This is a genomic window from Nonomuraea solani (assembly GCF_900108335.1).
Classification (GTDB): Bacteria; Actinomycetota; Actinomycetes; order Streptosporangiales; family Streptosporangiaceae; genus Nonomuraea; species Nonomuraea solani.
In genome coordinates this window covers 192108-208417 of sequence record NZ_FNVT01000008.1, presented here as the reverse complement: position 1 = coordinate 208417, position 16310 = coordinate 192108, and the positions used below count along the sequence as shown (strand labels likewise).

Annotated in this window: 16 protein-coding genes; 7 read left to right on the top strand and 9 right to left on the bottom strand. The window is 69.4% G+C overall.

Features of this window, described 5'->3' with window-relative positions:
• Nucleotides 1-2 precede the first annotated feature (2 nt).
• The 3 genes from C4V41_RS28530 to C4V41_RS28520 are packed head-to-tail and all read right to left on the bottom strand — an operon-like array spanning nucleotide 3 to nucleotide 2880.
• The gene (locus C4V41_RS28530; protein ID WP_160150415.1) at nucleotides 3-806 is read right to left on the bottom strand and encodes an ABC transporter ATP-binding protein; all 804 of its coding nucleotides are present in this window, start codon (nucleotides 804-806) and stop codon (nucleotides 3-5) included.
• Nucleotides 803-1846, bottom strand: coding sequence for a FecCD family ABC transporter permease (locus tag C4V41_RS28525; protein WP_103959032.1), 1044 nt, complete (start codon nucleotides 1844-1846; stop codon nucleotides 803-805). Before C4V41_RS28525 ends, C4V41_RS28530 begins: the two co-directional genes overlap by 4 nt.
• Entirely contained in the window at nucleotides 1846-2880 is a 1035-nt protein-coding gene (locus tag C4V41_RS28520) for a FecCD family ABC transporter permease (RefSeq protein WP_235030437.1), read from the bottom strand. Before C4V41_RS28520 ends, C4V41_RS28525 begins: the two co-directional genes overlap by 1 nt.
• 99 nt (nucleotides 2881-2979) lie before the next feature.
• Here C4V41_RS28520 and C4V41_RS28515 point away from each other — a divergent pair, with 99 nt between their 5' ends.
• Nucleotides 2980-3945 carry an ABC transporter substrate-binding protein gene (locus tag C4V41_RS28515; protein WP_103959030.1) on the top strand — a complete coding sequence of 322 codons (966 nt, stop codon included), beginning with the start codon at nucleotides 2980-2982 and terminating at the stop codon, nucleotides 3943-3945.
• A gap of 1 nt (nucleotide 3946) precedes the next feature.
• On the opposite strand, the gene C4V41_RS28510 is transcribed toward C4V41_RS28515, so the two are convergent.
• Entirely contained in the window at nucleotides 3947-5020 is a 1074-nt protein-coding gene (locus C4V41_RS28510) for a PLP-dependent cysteine synthase family protein (RefSeq protein WP_103959261.1), read from the bottom strand.
• Between the two features lie 248 nt (nucleotides 5021-5268).
• Between C4V41_RS28510 and C4V41_RS28505 the strand changes: the two genes are divergently transcribed.
• Nucleotides 5269-5856, top strand: a complete 588-nt coding sequence (locus C4V41_RS28505) for a sigma-70 family RNA polymerase sigma factor (RefSeq protein WP_200824284.1) — start codon at nucleotides 5269-5271, stop codon at nucleotides 5854-5856.
• On the opposite strand, the gene C4V41_RS28500 is transcribed toward C4V41_RS28505, so the two are convergent.
• Together C4V41_RS28500 and C4V41_RS28495 are read right to left on the bottom strand one after the other, a co-directional pair.
• Complete coding sequence (locus tag C4V41_RS28500) at nucleotides 5853-6761, bottom strand: sensor histidine kinase (protein WP_160150414.1); 909 nt, start codon at nucleotides 6759-6761, stop codon at nucleotides 5853-5855. The genes C4V41_RS28505 and C4V41_RS28500 overlap by 4 nt on opposite strands.
• A 54-nt stretch (nucleotides 6762-6815) precedes the next feature.
• Nucleotides 6816-7655 carry a DMT family transporter gene (locus C4V41_RS28495; protein WP_103959027.1) on the bottom strand — a complete coding sequence of 280 codons (840 nt, stop codon included), beginning with the start codon at nucleotides 7653-7655 and terminating at the stop codon, nucleotides 6816-6818.
• An 89-nt stretch (nucleotides 7656-7744) separates the two neighbouring features.
• On the opposite strand from C4V41_RS28495, the gene C4V41_RS28490 reads away from it, so the two are divergent.
• From C4V41_RS28490 to C4V41_RS28475, 4 genes are all read left to right on the top strand, one after another.
• Nucleotides 7745-8320, top strand: a complete 576-nt coding sequence (locus tag C4V41_RS28490; protein ID WP_103959026.1) for a helix-turn-helix domain-containing protein — start codon at nucleotides 7745-7747, stop codon at nucleotides 8318-8320.
• 216 nt (nucleotides 8321-8536) lie between these two features.
• Entirely contained in the window at nucleotides 8537-8842 is a 306-nt protein-coding gene (locus C4V41_RS28485; RefSeq protein ID WP_103959025.1) for a hypothetical protein, read from the top strand.
• A gap of 30 nt (nucleotides 8843-8872) precedes the next feature.
• Nucleotides 8873-9667: a polysaccharide deacetylase family protein gene (locus C4V41_RS28480; protein WP_235030436.1), complete on the top strand. Its 795-nt coding sequence runs from the start codon at nucleotides 8873-8875 to the stop codon at nucleotides 9665-9667.
• 36 nt (nucleotides 9668-9703) lie between these two features.
• Complete coding sequence (locus C4V41_RS28475; RefSeq protein WP_103959023.1) at nucleotides 9704-10354, top strand: DUF2461 domain-containing protein; 651 nt, start codon at nucleotides 9704-9706, stop codon at nucleotides 10352-10354.
• A 4-nt stretch (nucleotides 10355-10358) separates the two neighbouring features.
• On the opposite strand, the gene C4V41_RS28470 is transcribed toward C4V41_RS28475, so the two are convergent.
• From C4V41_RS28470 to C4V41_RS28460, 3 genes are all read right to left on the bottom strand, one after another.
• Complete coding sequence (locus tag C4V41_RS28470) at nucleotides 10359-12869, bottom strand: hypothetical protein (RefSeq protein ID WP_103959022.1); 2511 nt, start codon at nucleotides 12867-12869, stop codon at nucleotides 10359-10361.
• Nucleotides 12870-13118: 249 nt separating this feature from the next.
• A complete protein-coding gene (typA, locus tag C4V41_RS28465; RefSeq protein WP_103959021.1) occupies nucleotides 13119-14969 on the bottom strand; it encodes a translational GTPase TypA in 1851 nt (616 codons plus the stop codon).
• A 105-nt stretch (nucleotides 14970-15074) separates the two neighbouring features.
• Nucleotides 15075-15314 (bottom strand): hypothetical protein, encoded by a 240-nt coding sequence (locus tag C4V41_RS28460; RefSeq protein WP_103959020.1) that lies wholly within the window; start codon nucleotides 15312-15314, stop codon nucleotides 15075-15077.
• A 240-nt stretch (nucleotides 15315-15554) separates the two neighbouring features.
• Between C4V41_RS28460 and C4V41_RS28455 the strand changes: the two genes are divergently transcribed.
• Complete coding sequence (locus C4V41_RS28455; protein WP_160150413.1) at nucleotides 15555-16277, top strand: AMP-binding protein; 723 nt, start codon at nucleotides 15555-15557, stop codon at nucleotides 16275-16277.
• Nucleotides 16278-16310 lie beyond the last annotated feature (33 nt).

Sequence of the window (16310 nt, the reverse complement as noted above, 5' to 3'; positions counted from 1 at the left end):
CGTCAGGATCGCGGTGTTCCTGAGTGCGAGCGCGTCCCGATCGGGACCACCAGGGGAGTCCCGGCCACCGGGTCGGCGATGACCTTGGCGTCCAGCTCGAACACCTCCCGCAGCAGCTCCTCGGTCAGCACCTCGTGCGGGGTGCCCGAGGCGATGACCCGGCCGGCGCGCATGGCCACCAGCCGGTCGGCGTAGCGGGCGGCCAGGTTGAGGTCGTGCAGGACCATGACGACCGTGCGGCCGGCCTCCTGGTGCAGGTGCCGTACGAGCTCCAGGACCTCCACCTGGTGCGCCAGGTCCAGGAACGTCGTGGGCTCGTCGAGGAGCAGCAGGTCCGTGCCCTGGGCCAGGGCCATGGAGATCCACGCCCGCTGCCGCTGCCCGCCGGACAGCTCGTCCAGCGGCCGTTCGGCCAGGTCGGCCAGGCCCGTCATGTCGAGGGCGGCCGCGACCGCGCCCTCGTCGTCGGAGGACCACTGCCGGTACCAGGTCTGGTGCGGGTGCCGTCCCCTGGCCACCAGGTCGGCCACGGTCAGGCCCTCCGGGGCGGTGGGCGCCTGGGGGAGCACGCCGAGGATCTTGGCCACCTCGCGGGTGGGGATCTTGTCGATGCGCTTGCCATCCAGCAGCACCTCGCCGCCCTGTGGCTTGAGCAGGCGGCCCAGGGCGCGCAGCAGCGTGGACTTGCCGCAGCCGTTCGGGCCGATGATGGTGGTCACGGTGCCCGCCTCGATGCCCAGGTCGAGCCCGTCGACGACCAGGCGGTCGCCGTACCCGAGCTTGACGTCGGCGGCCTGCAGTCTCACTTTCGCGACCTCCAGATGAGGTGGATCAGGTAGGGGGCGCCCAGCACGGCGGTGACGATGCCGACCGGCAGTTCGATCGGGGAGAACGTGGTCCTGGCGATCAGGTCGGCGGCCGTGGTGAGCGCGCCGCCGATGACAGCCGAGCAGAGTATCGGCGGTTGTCCCGAGCGGGCCAGCCGGAGCGCGATCTGCGGCGAGGCCAGCGCCACGAACGCGATCGGGCCCGCGGAGGCGGTGGCGACGGCGGCCAGCAGCACGGCGGCCAGGATCATCAGGGCGCGCGACAGGTTCATGCGGAGGCCGAGCGCGGTGACCGTGTCGTCGCCGAAGCGCAGGGCGTCGAGCGAGCGGGTGCCGAGCAGGGTCAGCGGCACCAGGACGATCAGGGCCAGCGCCGTGGGTGTCACGTGCTCCCAGCCGCGGCCGTTGAGTGAGCCGCTGATCCAGACCATGGCGCGGCCGGTGTCGTTGACGTCGCCGACGGTCAGGAGCCAGAACTTGACGTTGGTGAACACGGCGGCCACGCCGATGCCGACCAGGACGAGCCGGTAGCCGTCCAGTCCGCGCCGCCAGGCCAGGCCGTACACGATGGCCGCCCCTATCAGGCCGCCGAGCAGGGCCAGGGCCGGGATGCCGAGGGTCGAGAGCAGGCCGCTGGCACCGCCGTACATGCTGCCGCTGGCCACCACCCCGGCCACGACCGTGACCGAGGCGCCGGTGGTGACGCCGAGGATCTCGGGGCTGGCCAGGGGGTTGCGCGCGATCGACTGGATGATGGCGCCCGACAGCGCGAGCGCGGCGCCGACCAGGGCGCCGGTGAGCGCGCGGGGCAGGCGCAGCTCCATGATGACGAAGTGGGCCGGGCTGTTGACGTCGAACGTGCCCGCGACCACCTCCGCCAGGCTCATCCGGAGGTCTCCGATGCGCATGTTCAGGGCCATGAGCAGGGCGAGCAGGACGAGGCCGGTGAGGGTCACGGCGACGGCGCGCGGGCGTACCTGCCAGGACAGGCCGCCGACGCGCAGAGGGAGAGTGGTCATCACAGGCGTACGGGCTTCCTGCGGCGGACGAGGGCGACGAAGAACGGCGCGCCGATCAGCGCGAGCACCACGCCCACCTCCAGCTCGCCCGGCGGGGCGACCACGCGGCCGATCACGTCGGAGAACAGCAGCAGCGCCGCGCCGACCAGCCCCGAGTACGGCAGCAGCCAGCGGTGGTCGGTGCCCGACAGGGGGCGGGCCAGGTGCGGCACGATCAGCCCGACGAACGCCAGCGAGCCGCACGCGGCGACCGACGCGCCTGACAGCAGGGTGACGGCGGCGACGCCGATGGTCCGGGTCATGGCGATGTTCTGGCCGAGGCTGCGGGCCACGTCCTCGCCCAGCGAGAGCGCGTTCAGCCCGGGGGCGTTGATCATCGCCAGCACCAGTCCCACCAGGATGAACGGCAGCACCTGCCAGACCACGTCGGCGCCCCTGGCGGCGATGGAACCCGCCTGCCAGAAGCGGAACACGTCCATGGCCTGCTCGTCGAGGAGCACGATGGCGGAGGTCAGGGCGTACAGGAAGGCGCTCACGGCGGTGCCGGCGAGCGCCAGCGTGACCGGCGTCGGCCCGCCCCTGCCGCCCACCATGCCCAGGGCGAACACCGCCACGCTCGCCACCAGCGCGCCGGCCAGCCCGAACCAGATGTAGACGAGCAGGCTGGAGGCGCCGAACAGGACGATCGAGGCCACCATCGCGAACGCCGCCCCCTGCGTGACCCCGAGCAGTCCAGGGTCGGCGAGCGGGTTGCGGGTGTGGCCCTGCATGAGGGCGCCCGCGACGCCGAGCGCGACCCCGGCCAGGATGCCGAGGACGGTCCTGGGGACGCGGAGTGAGCGGATGACGATGTCGTTCTCGGTGCCGGTCGGGGCCGTGAGCGCGTGCCAGGCGTCGGTGAGCGGCACGGACTTGGAGCCGATCGTGATGCTCAGCACCACCGCGACGAGGACGGCGGCCAAGAGCGCGCACAGGACGCCGAGGCGGCGGGCACGGATGCCATGAAGGCGTGGGGCGATGGCGGTTGCGCTCACCCATGTCCTCCTCGCTATCGCCCGATCCTGCTGAAGTATGCCAGCTTAGGCTGGGCTAACCTAATTTAGGTTTGCCTTATTTACCGTGAAAGGGATGCGATGAGACCGTTGCGCGTGCTAGTCGGCGCTCTTCTCCTGGCGGGAGCGGCCGCCTGCGGCTCGACCGCCACTCCGGCCGCCGAGCCCGCTTCGGCGGCCCCGTTCAGAACCATCAAGCACGCGATGGGCGAAACGGTCATTCCAGCGCAGCCCAAGCGGGTGGTGGCGCTCGACCAGAGCTTCGTGGACGCGGTGCTCACGCTGGAGACGCCGGTCGTCGGATACACGACGTACCGGTCGATCGACGACAAACTGCCCGACTACCTCGGGACGGTGGCCCAGCAGTACGGCAAGGAGGCCACCCCTGTCGGCACGCTGGAGCAGCCGAGCCTGGAGAAGGTGATGGCGCTCAAACCCGACCTGATCGTCTCGGCGAAGGTGCGCCACGAGGCCCTGTACGACAAGCTCTCCAAGATCGCGCCCACCGTCTTCACCGAGACCACCGGCGCCATCTGGAAGGACAACCTCCGCCTCATGGGCCAGGCCCTGGGCAAGGAGGCCCTCGCGGACAGCACGCTCAAGGCGTTCGAGGAGCGGGCCGGCAAGATCGGCGCCGCCATCAAGGAGAAGGACGGGAAACTGCCCACGATCTCGGTCGTGCGCTTCGCGGGCGAGCCCACGGTCCGGCTGTACGTGGAGAAGTCCTACTCCGGCGCGGTGCTCAAGGACGTCGGCTTCCCGCGCCCCGAGGACCAGCCGGTCGCCAAGGACGCGATCGCGGTGGACGTGAGCCAGGAGCGCATCGCGGACCTGGACGCCGACCACATCTTCGTCGCCACCTACCCGGACCCGACGACGGAGGACCCGAAGAAGAAGTTCACGGGCAACCCGTTGTGGGGCCAGCTCAAGGGGGAGAAGCACGAGGTCAGCGACCTGACGTGGATGAGCGCGGTGGGCATCCAGGGGGCGCACGCGATGCTGGACGACCTGGCCGGCCAGTTCGGGGTCGACCCGGCCAAACTCTGACCTAGGCGGGCAGGAAGGTGCGGAGTTCTGCCAGGTGGGGGGTGATGTCCAGGCCGTTGGTCTCGAGCCATCGCGGGTTCCCGTACGTGCCCTTGTAGCGGTCGCCGCTGTCGCAGATCAGGGTGACGATGCTGCCCTGCCGGCCCGCTTCGCGCAGTTCCTGGATGAGGTCCACGCAGGCCGCCATGTTCGTGCCCGTCGAGCCGCCCACGTCCAGGCCCGTCACCTCGCGGGTCCAGTGCATGGCGGCGATCGAGCGGGCGTCGGGGACGGCGATCATGCGGTCGATGACCGCCGGGTGGAACGAGGGTTCGACCCGGGGGCGGCCGATGCCCTCGATGCGGGAGCCGGGGGCCGTGACCGTGGTGTCGCCCGAGACCCAGCTCGGGTAGAAGGCCGAGCCCTCCGGGTCCACGACGGCCAGGCGGGTGGGGTGGCGGCGGTAGCGGATGTAGCGGCCGATGGTGGAGGAGGTGCCGCCGGTGCCGGCGCCGACGACGATCCAGGCCGGCTCCGGGTGGGGCTCCAAGGACATCTGGGAATAGATGGACTCGGCGATGTTGTTGTTCCCGCGCCAGTCGGTGGCCCGCTCGGCATAGGTGAACTGGTCCATGAAGTGGCCGCCGGTCTCGGCCGCCAGGCGGTGAGATTCGTCATAGATCGCGCCGGGGTCGGCCACCAGGTGACACTTCCCGCCGTAGAACTCGATCAGGTGGATCTTCTCCTGCGACGTGGCCGCGGGCATGACGGCGATGAAGGGCAGGCCGAGCAGGCGGGCGAAGTACGCCTCGCTGACGGCCGTGGAGCCGCTCGACGCCTCGACGACCGTCGTGGCGGGGCCGATCCAGCCGTTGGCCAGGCCGTACAGAAAAAGTGATCTAGCCAACCGGTGTTTCAGTGAACCAGTGGGGTGCACTGACTCGTCTTTCAAGTAGAGGTTTACTCCCCAATGCGAGGGCAGCGGAAAGACGTGCAGATGTGTGTCGCAACTCCGGTTGGCGTCGGCCTCGACCTTGCGTATGGCCTCAGCCACCCAGCGGCGTGTACCCGTGTCAGGCCGATCGACGAAAATCATCCTCATACGCTATCCCATGTGACTCTGGCCACTATTGCTGTGATATTGGATGGGTAGTGTTATGATAATGAGACTTGTCCGGCCGTGGACGTGACCACGCACGCCGCGAGCAGATGGACGGAAACCCCTTCTGACCTAGGCGGAACCTCACTAACGCGTCCCTTACGAGGGATTTGCGAAGATGGAACCGCTGTCAGGCGGCTTGTGCCGAAACGGGGGATAGCGCAAGGGGGAATGAATTGATCACGATGACTGATGAGCAGCGTCAGGACTGGTTCGAACGCGACGTCGTCCCTGTGACGTCGCAACTTTTCGCCTCCGCCATGCGCCTGACCCGTAACGCCGCGGACGCGGAGGATCTGGTGCAGGAGACGGTGGCGAAGGCGTACACGTCCTACCACCAGTTCCGCGAGGGCACGAACCTCAAGGCCTGGCTGCACCGCATTCTGACGAACAACTTCATCAACGACTATCGCAAGAAGCAGCGTTCGCCGAAGTTGTCGGCCGCCGAGGACATCGAGGACTGGCAGTTGCACGCCGCCGAGTCCCACAGCTCGACCGGGTTGCGGTCGGCTGAGAACGAGGCACTCGACCGGTTGCCGGACAGCGTGGTGATGAACGCCCTGCGCTCCCTGCCGGAGGACTTCCGCGTGGCCGTCTACCTGGCGGACGTCGAGGGGTTCGCGTACAAGGAGATCGCCGATCGCATGGGCACGCCCATCGGCACCGTCATGTCGCGGTTGCACCGCGGGCGGCGCCAGTTGCGAGGGATGCTGGAGGAGTACGCCCGCGAGGAGGGCGCCGTCCGTCTCCCCGCCCAGCGTGCCGCGGCCTAGGACTCCATGGATAAGTGAAGGCGGACGCGTAACACGCCGCCTTCCGCGCGCAGCTCCACGAGATCGCAGAGTTGCCGGCTGATCCAGAGCCCGTATCCCCGAGGGGATTCGGGCTCCGGTGGTATATAGCCGGGTAAGGGGTCGTCCAGGGCGCCGCCGGGGTCGGCGATCTCGCAGACCAGCTCTCCGCCGTGGACCCACATCGTGATCGTGCCGTAGCCGGCGCCGTGCTCGATGCTGTTCGCGGCGATCTCGGACACGCTGATCACCAGTGAGGTGATGAGGTTGCGGTCCATGCCCGCCGCCCTGGCGTAGTCGCCGACGCTCTGGCGCAGCCGTTTGAGCTCCCTGCCGGTGAAGCGGACCGTCTTCGCGTCCCGGCCGGGGGCGGGGAGCGGGGAGCGGTCGCCGTTCAGGACGAGCTCGTGGGGTTCGACGAAGCCGGCGCTGGTGGCCTCGCCGTCCAGGCCGAGCAGGACGGGGTGGTTGACCGGGCCGAATTCGAGCACGTGCGGGGGGACTTTGCGCAGGTCGTACAGGCATAACATGATCGCCGCCGTCGCGTGGAGCGCGGCGTTGACCACGGACTCGTAGCGGATGAGCTCCCTGATCTCCCGCTCGCTCCTGCCCGTCCAGCTCGGCTCGCCGATCACGAGGGTACGGCGGCCGCGCGTGTAGTCGTGATAGGCGGCCAGCGTGCGATAAGGGTGGCCGTACCAGGCGGCCGAGGTCCGGCTGTCGATGTGCCCCGCGTCGGCGCCCAGGGCGTCGGCCAGCAGGGCGAGTTTCGGCGCGCACGTGATGACCAGGACGTGCCTGCCCTCGTCCAGCGCGGAGCGCACGCGTGGCACGACCAGACTCAGAAAAGCCTCATCCGAGTCGTAGGGCACCGCGACGTGCTTCAACGACTCACCATCGGAACGTGCCCGCTCAGGGCGCACGGGCGAAACGTAGCAAGGCTAGAGATGCTGCGCAACGGCTATGAGGGCCACCGCTACGAGCGCGCAGGCCACACCCGCGACCTGTACGGCCCGCAACCGTTCCCCCAGCACCCGGTTGGCCAGCAGCAGGGTGCTCGCGGGGTAGAGGGAGACCAGCACGGCGACCAGGCTGAGCAGGCCGTCCTGCTGGGCCAGCAGGTAGAGCACGTTGGCCGCCATGTCCAGCACACCCGCCGCCAGGATGATGTGCAGCGAGCCGGGGCCCGGCTTGAGCGCGCGCCGCGTGACCAGGGCCAGCAGGGCCACCAGCGTCACCGACGACAGCCGCGCGCCCATCAGGGGCCACAGGCCGCCCTCGTGCGGGGCCATGGCGAGCAGGATGAAGAAGCCGCCGAACCCGGCCCCGGCGGCCAGCGAGATGAGCACCGACGACAGCGAGGCCCGGCCGCCGCCGGACCGGTCCTGGCTGACCAGCAGCACCGAGCCGAGCGCCAGCGCCACGCCCACCAGGGCCCAGGGCGCCGGTCGCTCGCCCGTGGCCAGCCCGTACATCACGGGCAGCGCCGCCGAGGTGACGGCGGTCGTCGGGGCGACCACGGACATGACGCCCGTGGCCAGCGCCCGGTAGAACAGCACCAGCCCCGCCGCCCCCGACATGCCGGCGGCCAGGCCCCAGGCGAGCGCGTGCTGGCTGAACACGCCAGGCAGCAGCGGCAGCAGGCCGAGGATCAGCGCCAGGCCGGCGGTCTGGGAGAGCACGACGACCGACAGCACCTGGGACCGTCGTGTGGCCAGGCCGCCGAAGAAGTCCGCCGTGCCGTACACGAGGGCGCACATGGTCGCCAGGATCACCGTCATCGAGGGGGCTCCAGTTCAATGGACTGAACTATTAGTACAACACACAGGGTACATTCCACTGCAAATGGGATTCACTACACTGCACTCTCATGGAAGACCCGGAGCTGATCACCCAGGCCATCGCCAACAACGTCCGTGCCCAGCGCGGGCATCGCGGCCTGACGCTGGACGCGCTGGCCGCCAGGTCGGGCGTGAGCCGGGGCATGCTCGTCCAGGTGGAGCAGGGCCGGACGAACCCGAGCATCTCCACCCTCACCCGCATCGCCTCCGCCCTCGGCGTCACCGTGGCCAGGCTCGTCGAGGTCTCCGACGTGCCGGTCGTGCGGGTGGTGGACAAGGCGGACGTGGTCACGTTCAAGCAGGGGAACACGCAGGCGCGGCTGCTGGTCGGCGCGGACGATCCGATGATCCTCGAACTGTGGGACTGGCGGCTGGCGCCCGGCGAGCACTACGACGGCGACGCCCACCCGCCCGGCACCCGCGAGATGCTCACCGTGCTGGACGGGGAGTTGACGATCACGGTGTACGGGAAGAGTCATGTGATCGGCAAAGATGATGCCGTGCTGTTCACCGCCGATCGGCCCCATCGCTACGCGAACAGGGGCAAGGAGGAACTGAGATTCGTGATGGTGGTCGCCGAGCCCCGCGAGACGCATGACCAATAACCCGGAACGCGCCCCGGATCACCCGGTGGAGTTTCATGATTACTCCATGTCTTGGACGGCTGACGCCCGTTGTTGGGTACATCCCTTGTGTACGGTGACCGCCTCCAGCGGCCATCCCGGCTTGCGATATATGCGCCTACGGTCGGCCTTCCGCAGCGGTCCACCGCGGGTCGCGACGTTGTGCACCTACGGCGAGCGGTCGGCAGGGGGTGGCGTGTGAGTGAGGCCCGAGCGGCGACGGAGAAGCTCCAGGTGGAGCTCCATGGTCTGGGCGTCACCAGCGCGTACGAGGTGGGCGACGACGCGACCATCTCGGTGTGGATAGGCCTGGTCGTGCACTATAGGGATGGGTTTTACCGCTGGCAGGAAGGACCTGTGAAACGTCGGCATCTGGGTACGGATCCGGTCGGATGTGCCATGCGCGTGGCGCGCCGCTACCAGGAATTGCAGGCGGATATCCCACTCTGGTGGGACGACCTGGCCAGGGAACTGCGGGGGGAACCGGTCCAGGACTATCCGTAGGCCCCCGCATGCGGCGTTTCGGGGGGAAGCATGCGTGTGTGGGCCTTGCCGCTGGCCCTGCTCGCCCTGGCGAGCTGTGTCACCCAGTCGGTGCCGCGCCGTCCGGAGCAGGCCATGGCACCGATCGTGCCCGCCAGACCGGTCGTCGTCGATCCGGTCATCCTGGCCAGGCGACTGGCGTCCATGCAGGCGGGCTGGCCGCGCAGCCGCGCATTCGACTGCGCGCGGCTCAAGTGCGTGGCCCTGACCTTCGACGACGGCCCCGGCGAGCACACGCTGCGGCTGCTCGACCTGCTGCGCAGCCGTGACGTCAGGGCCACGTTCTTCGTGGTCGGGCAGATGGTGGCCGCCGACAAGGGCGGCCACACGACCCGGCGCATCGTGCACGACGGGCACGAGATCGGTAACCACTCCTGGAGCCATCCGGCGCTCGCCGGGCTGTCGCACGAGGAGCTGAAACACCAGCTCAAGCACACCGAGAACATCGTGCGGAAGCTGACGGGGGTGCGGATGCGGGTGATGCGGCCGCCGTACGGGGCGACGGACCACGAGGTCGCCGCCGAGACGCGCCGCGAGGGCCTGGCCCAGATCCTGTGGAACGTCGACACGCTGGACTGGCGGGACCGGGTGGCCACGACCGTCGCCAAACGGGCGGGGGAGGCCAAACCGGGGTCGATCGTCCTGCTGCACGACATCCACCGCAGCACCGTGGACGCCGTGCCGGCCATGCTCGACAAGCTCGGCGGGAAGGGCTACACGTTCGTCACGGTCTCGGAGCTGTACGGCAAGACGCCCGCGCCGGGCCGGACGTACACCGAGCGATGACGGTCTTTGTCGGAGGCACATGGCACCCTTGTCCGCATGGGTTTCACCGGCTTCCCCGACGAGGCGTTCCTCTACTACGAGGGGCTCGAGGCGGACAATTCGAAGGCTTATTTCGCACAGCACAAACAGCTCTACGAGGAGGCGGTGCGGGCGCCCATGCTGGCGCTCATCGACGAGCTGGCAGGGGAGTTCGGGCAGGCCCAGCTCTTCCGGCCCTACCGGGACGTCCGCTTCGCCAAGGACAAGTCGCCGTACAAGACGCATCAGGGCGCGTTCATCGACCACGAGCCCGGGATCGGGCTCTACGTGGAGCTCAGCGCGGCGGGGCTGTTCACGGCGGGCGGCATCTACACGCAGGCCCCCGACCAGGTGGCCCGCTTCCGCGCGGCCGTGGACGAGGACCTGACGGGCAAGCCGCTGGAGGCCGTCACCGACGCGCTGGCGGCGGCGGGCTACGAGCTGGGCGGGGAGCGGCTGAAGACCAAGCCGAGGGGGTTCGACGTGGAGCATCCGCGCATCGAGCTGCTGCGGCACAAGTCGCTGTACGCGGGCATGCGGTTCGAGCCGCAGGAGTGGGTGCACACGGCGGAGGTGCGCGACCGGGTGGCGGAGACGTGGCGCGCCTTCGGGCCGCTGATCGAGTGGCTCACGACCCACGTGCGCGGCAGCGAGCTGCCCCGCCGCTGAGAGGTCACCTCTGGGTGGTGGTGACCTGGTCACCCTTGAGGATGCGGTCCACGGTCTGGCCCGCCGCCGAGGTCGCCGCCGTCGTGCCCGCCGCCAGGACCAGCGCCAGCGTCGGCGCCGCCAGGCTGCGGATGCTGCGCAGATTGCGGACCCGCGTCCACGGCTCGCCGGCCAGATGCATGGTCCGCCATTCCCAGAACAGCCCCAGACCGATACAGACCATCATCACCTGCCCCACCACGATGCCCACCACCTGCACCTTGTCGAAGGGCCCGATGTCGGGTTCGGCCAGCGTCGACAGATAGCCCGACAGCTCCGTCATCAGCGCCGCCGCGGTGAGGTGGAGCGCCTTGGTCATCGGCTGGGTGCCGCGGATGCGCGGGTAGAAGAAGCCGAACAGGAAGCCGAAGGCGGGCAGCGTGATCAGGTAGCGGCCGTCGAAGATGAAGCTGGTCAGGTCTACACCCTCGGGCCAGCCGTACACCAGGGCGAACGGCAGGCTCAGCAGCAGGCTGACGGTGAAGGCGTGCACGCCGTTGTGCCAGGGCGTGCACCCGGCCGCCGTGGCGAACGCGGTCTCCGGATGGCGGCCGTGCCGGTTCAGCGCCGCCTCCAGGATGGTGCGCTGCTGCTCGAAGTCGTTCATCGACAGGTCGCCCGCCCCGATCCGGCCCCGCCCGATGCGGTAGAGCTCCTGTTCGGAGATGAGCAGCAGTCGCTTGTGCAGGGCGGCCCTGACGAGCTGCCGGTGCTCCTCCTGTGTGACGGGCTCGGCGATGGCCGGGCGCGGGCCCGCGAGCAGCCAGCGGGCGGTCGCCCAGGCCACGATCGAGGAGATCGCCAGCAGCGGCAGTGGCACGTCGATGTCGGCGAGCGTCGTACTGCCGCTGGGGGTGATGTAGAGCACCATCAATACGGTGATCATGGTGGACTCCACGACCGGGTCGTCGATCGCGGAGAGCCGGCCGCCGAGCCGCCGCAGCCGCAGCACCAGCAGCACGAACATGAGCAGCAGCAGCCCCAGCACCCCGCGCACCAGCGGCGTGAGCGAAAGGCTGCCGATCGTCGGCTCGTCCTCCGGCACGGCCAGGCTCCACGACCCCGCGTCCAGCCACTCGGTCGGCCAGCCCTGTACCAGCAGGCTGATGAGCACGGCGCCCGCCACGGCCCCGCGTTTCCACTGCTTGGTCGCCACGGCCACGGCGGAGATCGGGATCAGGGCCCAGCTCAGGGCCAGCACCAGCCGGGCGCTGTCGGGCGGATAGACCTCGGTCAGCAGCGCCCGCAGCCACAGCGCCAGCGCCAGCAGCCCGATCGCGGCCTCGGCCGACAGCACCGCGAGCCGGACGATCACCGGCCTGACCCCGAGGTCCACGCTGAACGCGATCGCCGACCCGGCCGCCGCGATCGCGGCCACCGCGCCGCAGAGCAGCAGGGACCGGCCGGAGAGCTGCCCGTGCAGCCACGACCAGCTCAGCATGCCGAGCCCGACGAGCAGGCCGAGCCCGGTCACGATCAGCAGGTCACGGGTGTTCCACGGCGGGCTGGTGGGCAGCACCCGCCCGGCGTGCCGCAGCATGAGGGCGGGCACGGCCACGAACATGACCACGTACGTCACCGCCGACCAGTCCGGCGCGAACAGCGGGATCAGCAGCGTGGGCGCCGCCAGGGCAAGTCCGACCACCAGTTCCCTGTTGGCGCGCCGGTCCCACCAGGAGCGGCCGAGCGAGCGCAGCAGGAAGATGACCAGGGCGATCGCGGTGAGCACGCCGAGCGCGGTGGCCCAGGAGAAGTCCTCCTCCACGACGACGTCGGCGAACCCGTACGAATCCGGCGCCAGCGTCATGCTCACCGGATACGCCCCGATGGTGAACTCGAGCCGCTCCTCCCGCTCGCGCTCCGGCGTGATCCCCTCCAGCCGCAGCACCGTCCACGCGCCGGGCAGCACCGCGATCGACCGCCCGGTGACGATCAGCGGGAACGCGTTGGGCGCGTTGAAGTTCAGCTTCAGCAACTCGTCCCGCTGGAGCTGGCGCAGCAGGGTCACCGTGAACCTGGCCGTGGTGCGCTGCTCGTCGGAGATCAGGACCGGCGCGAGGCGCGTGGTGGGCGCCAGGCCGGGACCGTCCACCTTGATCGCGCCGAACGCGGCGTCGATGACCTGCTGGAGCGTGCCGGGGAAGCCGCCACCCTGGCGTAACGCCTCGATGAGCGGATCCTTGGCGCTCATCTCGAGCCGGTGCAGGACGGTCACCTTGACCTGGCGCTGCCGGGGGTCCAGCCGTCCCTCAGGCACCCGTTCCAGGTCGTCGCCGGCGGCGCCGGTGACCAGCACCTCGGTGGTCGCCTTGCGGGCCCAGCCCACGAGGGGATCGGCGCGGGCGGCGGCGGCCACCCACGGGTTGGGCGCCGCGGTGCCCTTGGGCGGTGCAGGACCCGCTACCGGCCTGGCTGCGACGGTGCACCAAACGATCGCCCCCAACGACACCAGCGCCAGCCCGAACGCGATTGCCATTCGGAGCTTTCCCACAATTTGGATGATTCTCCGGCATGCGCGTTTGTTCTATCTCGTAGGGTCACGGTGTGATTACAGCTGCTCCCATTACAACTTTTCTTTACGGCGTGACCCGGGAGAGTCCATCAATCGCACGTGGCGAAGCCGGGACGCTGACTGCCCGTGCTTACGCGAACTGCCCGCACATACACGAAAGCCGCGCTCTGCCCGCGAAAAGCGAGCAAAACGCGGCCGGTGTGCAAGGAAATGTCAGGTGCGCTTGGCGCGGGCGGCGGCGCGGCCACGGGTCGCGGCGTCGAGCACGACCTTGCGGATGCGCACGTGCTCCGGAGTGATCTCCACGCACTCGTCCTCGCGGATGAACTCCAGCGCCTGCTCCAGCGACAGGACGCGCGGCGGGATCACCTTCTCCGTCTCCTCACTGGTGGAGGAGCGCATGTTGGTGAGCTTCTTCTCCTTGGTGATGTTGACGTCCATGTCGTCGGAGCGCGAGTTCTCGCCGACGATCATGCCCTCGTAGACCTCGGTGGTCGGCGAGACGAACAGCGTGCCGCGCTCCTGCAGGTTGAGCATCGCGAACGCGGTCACCGGGCCCGACCGGTCGGCCACCAGCGAACCGTTGTTACGGGTGCGCAGCTCGCCGAACCACGGCTCGTAGGAGTCGAACACGTGGTGCACCAGGCCGGTGCCGCGGGTCTCGGTCAGGAATTCGGTACGGAAGCCGATCAGGCCGCGGGCCGGCACCACGAACTCCATCCGGATCCAGCCGGTGCCGTGGTTGGTCATGTGCTCCATGCGGCCCTTGCGCACGGCCAGTAGCTGGGTGACCGCGCCGAGGTATTCCTCGGGGCAGTCGACCGTCAGCCGCTCGACGGGCTCGTGCACCTTGCCGTCGATGGTCTTGGTGACCACCTGCGGCTTGCCGACGGTCAGCTCGTAGCCCTCGCGGCGCATCTGCTCGACCAGGATGGCCAGCGCCAGCTCGCCACGGCCCTGGACCTCCCAGGCGTCGGGGCGGTCGGTCGGCAGCACGCGCAGCGAGACGTTGCCGACGAGCTCCTTCTCCAGGCGGTCCTTGACCATGCGGGCGGTGACCTTCGAGCCCTTGACCTTGCCCACCAAGGGCGAGGTGTTGGTGCCGATGGTCATCGAGATGGCCGGCTCGTCGACCGTGATCAGCGGCAGCGGGCGCGGGTCCTCGGGGTCGGCCAGCGTCTCGCCGATCATGATCTCGGGGATGCCGGCGATGGCGATGATGTCGCCGGGCCCGGCCTCCTCGGCCGGCTTGCGCTCAAGGGCCTCGGTCATGAGCAGCTCGGTGATCTTGACCCGCTGGATCGACCCGTCGGTGCGGCACCAGGCCACCTGCTGGCCCTTGCGCATGACGCCCTGGTGGATCCGGCACAGCGCGATCCGGCCCAGGTAGGACGAGGCGTCGAGGTTGGTGACGTGGGCCTGCAGCGGCGCGCTCGGGTCGTAGGTCGGGGCCGGGATCGTCGACTTGATGATGTCGAACAGCGGCTCCAGGTCCGCCGACTCGGGCATGCCGCCGTCGGCGGGACGCTCCATGCCGGCCCGGCCGGCCTTGGCGGAGGCGTAGACGATCGGGAAGTCGATCTGCTCCTCGGTGGCGTCGAGGTCCATGAAGAGCTCGTAGACCTCGTCGACGACCTCCTTGATGCGGGCGTCGGGGCGGTCGACCTTGTTGATGCACAGGATGACCGGCATCTTGGCCGACAGCGCCTTGCGCAGCACGAACCGGGTCTGCGGCAGCGGGCCCTCGGAGGCGTCCACCAGCAGCACGACGCCGTCGACCATCGACAGGCCGCGCTCGACCTCGCCGCCGAAGTCGGCGTGGCCGGGGGTGTCGATGATGTTGATGGTCATGCCGCCGTGCTTGACCGCGGTGTTCTTGGCGAGAATGGTGATGCCCTTCTCGCGCTCTAGGTCGTTGGAGTCCATGACGCGGTCATCGACATCCTGGTTGGCGCGGAATGCCCCGGACTGCCAGAGCATGGCGTCGACCAGCGTGGTCTTGCCATGGTCGACGTGCGCGATGATCGCGATGTTCCGCAGGTCGTCGCGGCTGTTCAAAGGCATGATGACGTCTCGCTCTGTGTCGTGGGGGCGGCCGCGCGAAGTCGCGACCTCATAAGTCTAGTTGATCCCCTCTCATGGCAGGAGCGGGACGAGGTGGCGGCGAGCCTAAGCGTGGGCGTCGTCGTCGTTAAGGAGGGGGATCGCGCCGCCGGGAACGAGCACGAACGACAGTACGACGCGGACGAAGGTCTCGGCCACCTCGGCGTCGCCCACATGGGCGGCCAGACAGGGCTCCGCCCCCACCGTGAGCAGCGGCAGGATGGTCTCGGGCTCGGTCGCGAGCGGCCGGCCCAGCAGCGGATGGCCGCGCACCAGCCGTAAGGTGATCGCGAACCCCTCGGGCACCTGATCCGCCCGGGCCGGCGGCGGCGCCGGCGCCTGCTCGAAAGCTTTCAGAAATCGCCTCAGCTCGCGCAGGCTGACCGCCTCGATCGGCTCACTTTTGCGGGCGAAGCGCCGATGGACGGTGACGCGGGCCGGCCCCGCGCGCCGGGCCCTCTTCTACATAGCCGGTTGCACAATTGTGCGCATGGCAAGGCCGCGCCGGATCCTTAGATTGACGGCATGACCTGGACAGAGCTGGTTATGGCTGCGGCACCGATTCAGGCCGACCAGCCGGCGGTGAGCGATGTCAGGACAGGTGAGGTGCTGTCCTACGCGGCGTTCGCGAGACGGGTCACCAGGGCGGCGGCCGGGCTGCGCCGCGAGGGCCTGCGCTACGGCGAGCACGTGCTGGTCAACGTCCCGCTCGGCGCGACGCTGCCGGTGGCGGTGCACGCCGTGGCCTGGGCCGGTGGGGTCGCGGTGCTCGCGACCTCCGGGGTGGCCCGCATCATGATCAGCCACGGCGCCTACGACCCCGTCACGTGCAAGGTGGAGCAGGTCTTCTCGTTCAAGCCGGTCCCGGGCGCCCGGCCGTTCGCCGAACTGATGTCCGAGGGCCCCCTGGAGTTCGGGCCGCTGGCGGGCCCGGCGGCCACGCTCGACGGCGAGCGCCTGTTCGACAACGACGAGCTGGCGACCGACCTGCGCAGGCTGGCCAACCGGGTCGTCTTCACCAGGGACGACGTGGTGATCAACGCGGTGAGCGAGCCCTTCCGCGGCCTGCGGGTCATCGATTTAGCGATGACGACCGGCGCCCACGTCGTGGTCGCCCACGAGCCCAGCCTGATCGGCTGCCGAGTGCTGGCCGCCGAGCGCCGCGCCACCGTCGTCGTCGCCCCATATGAGCTGGCCAAGAGGCTGGTGGGCGATCCGATCCTGCGCGTCATCGACGAAAGGGCGGTCGTAAGCTCGCTTGCTCTGTGAAAAGTGCGACACTGTGGGAGAGTGTGATCCTTC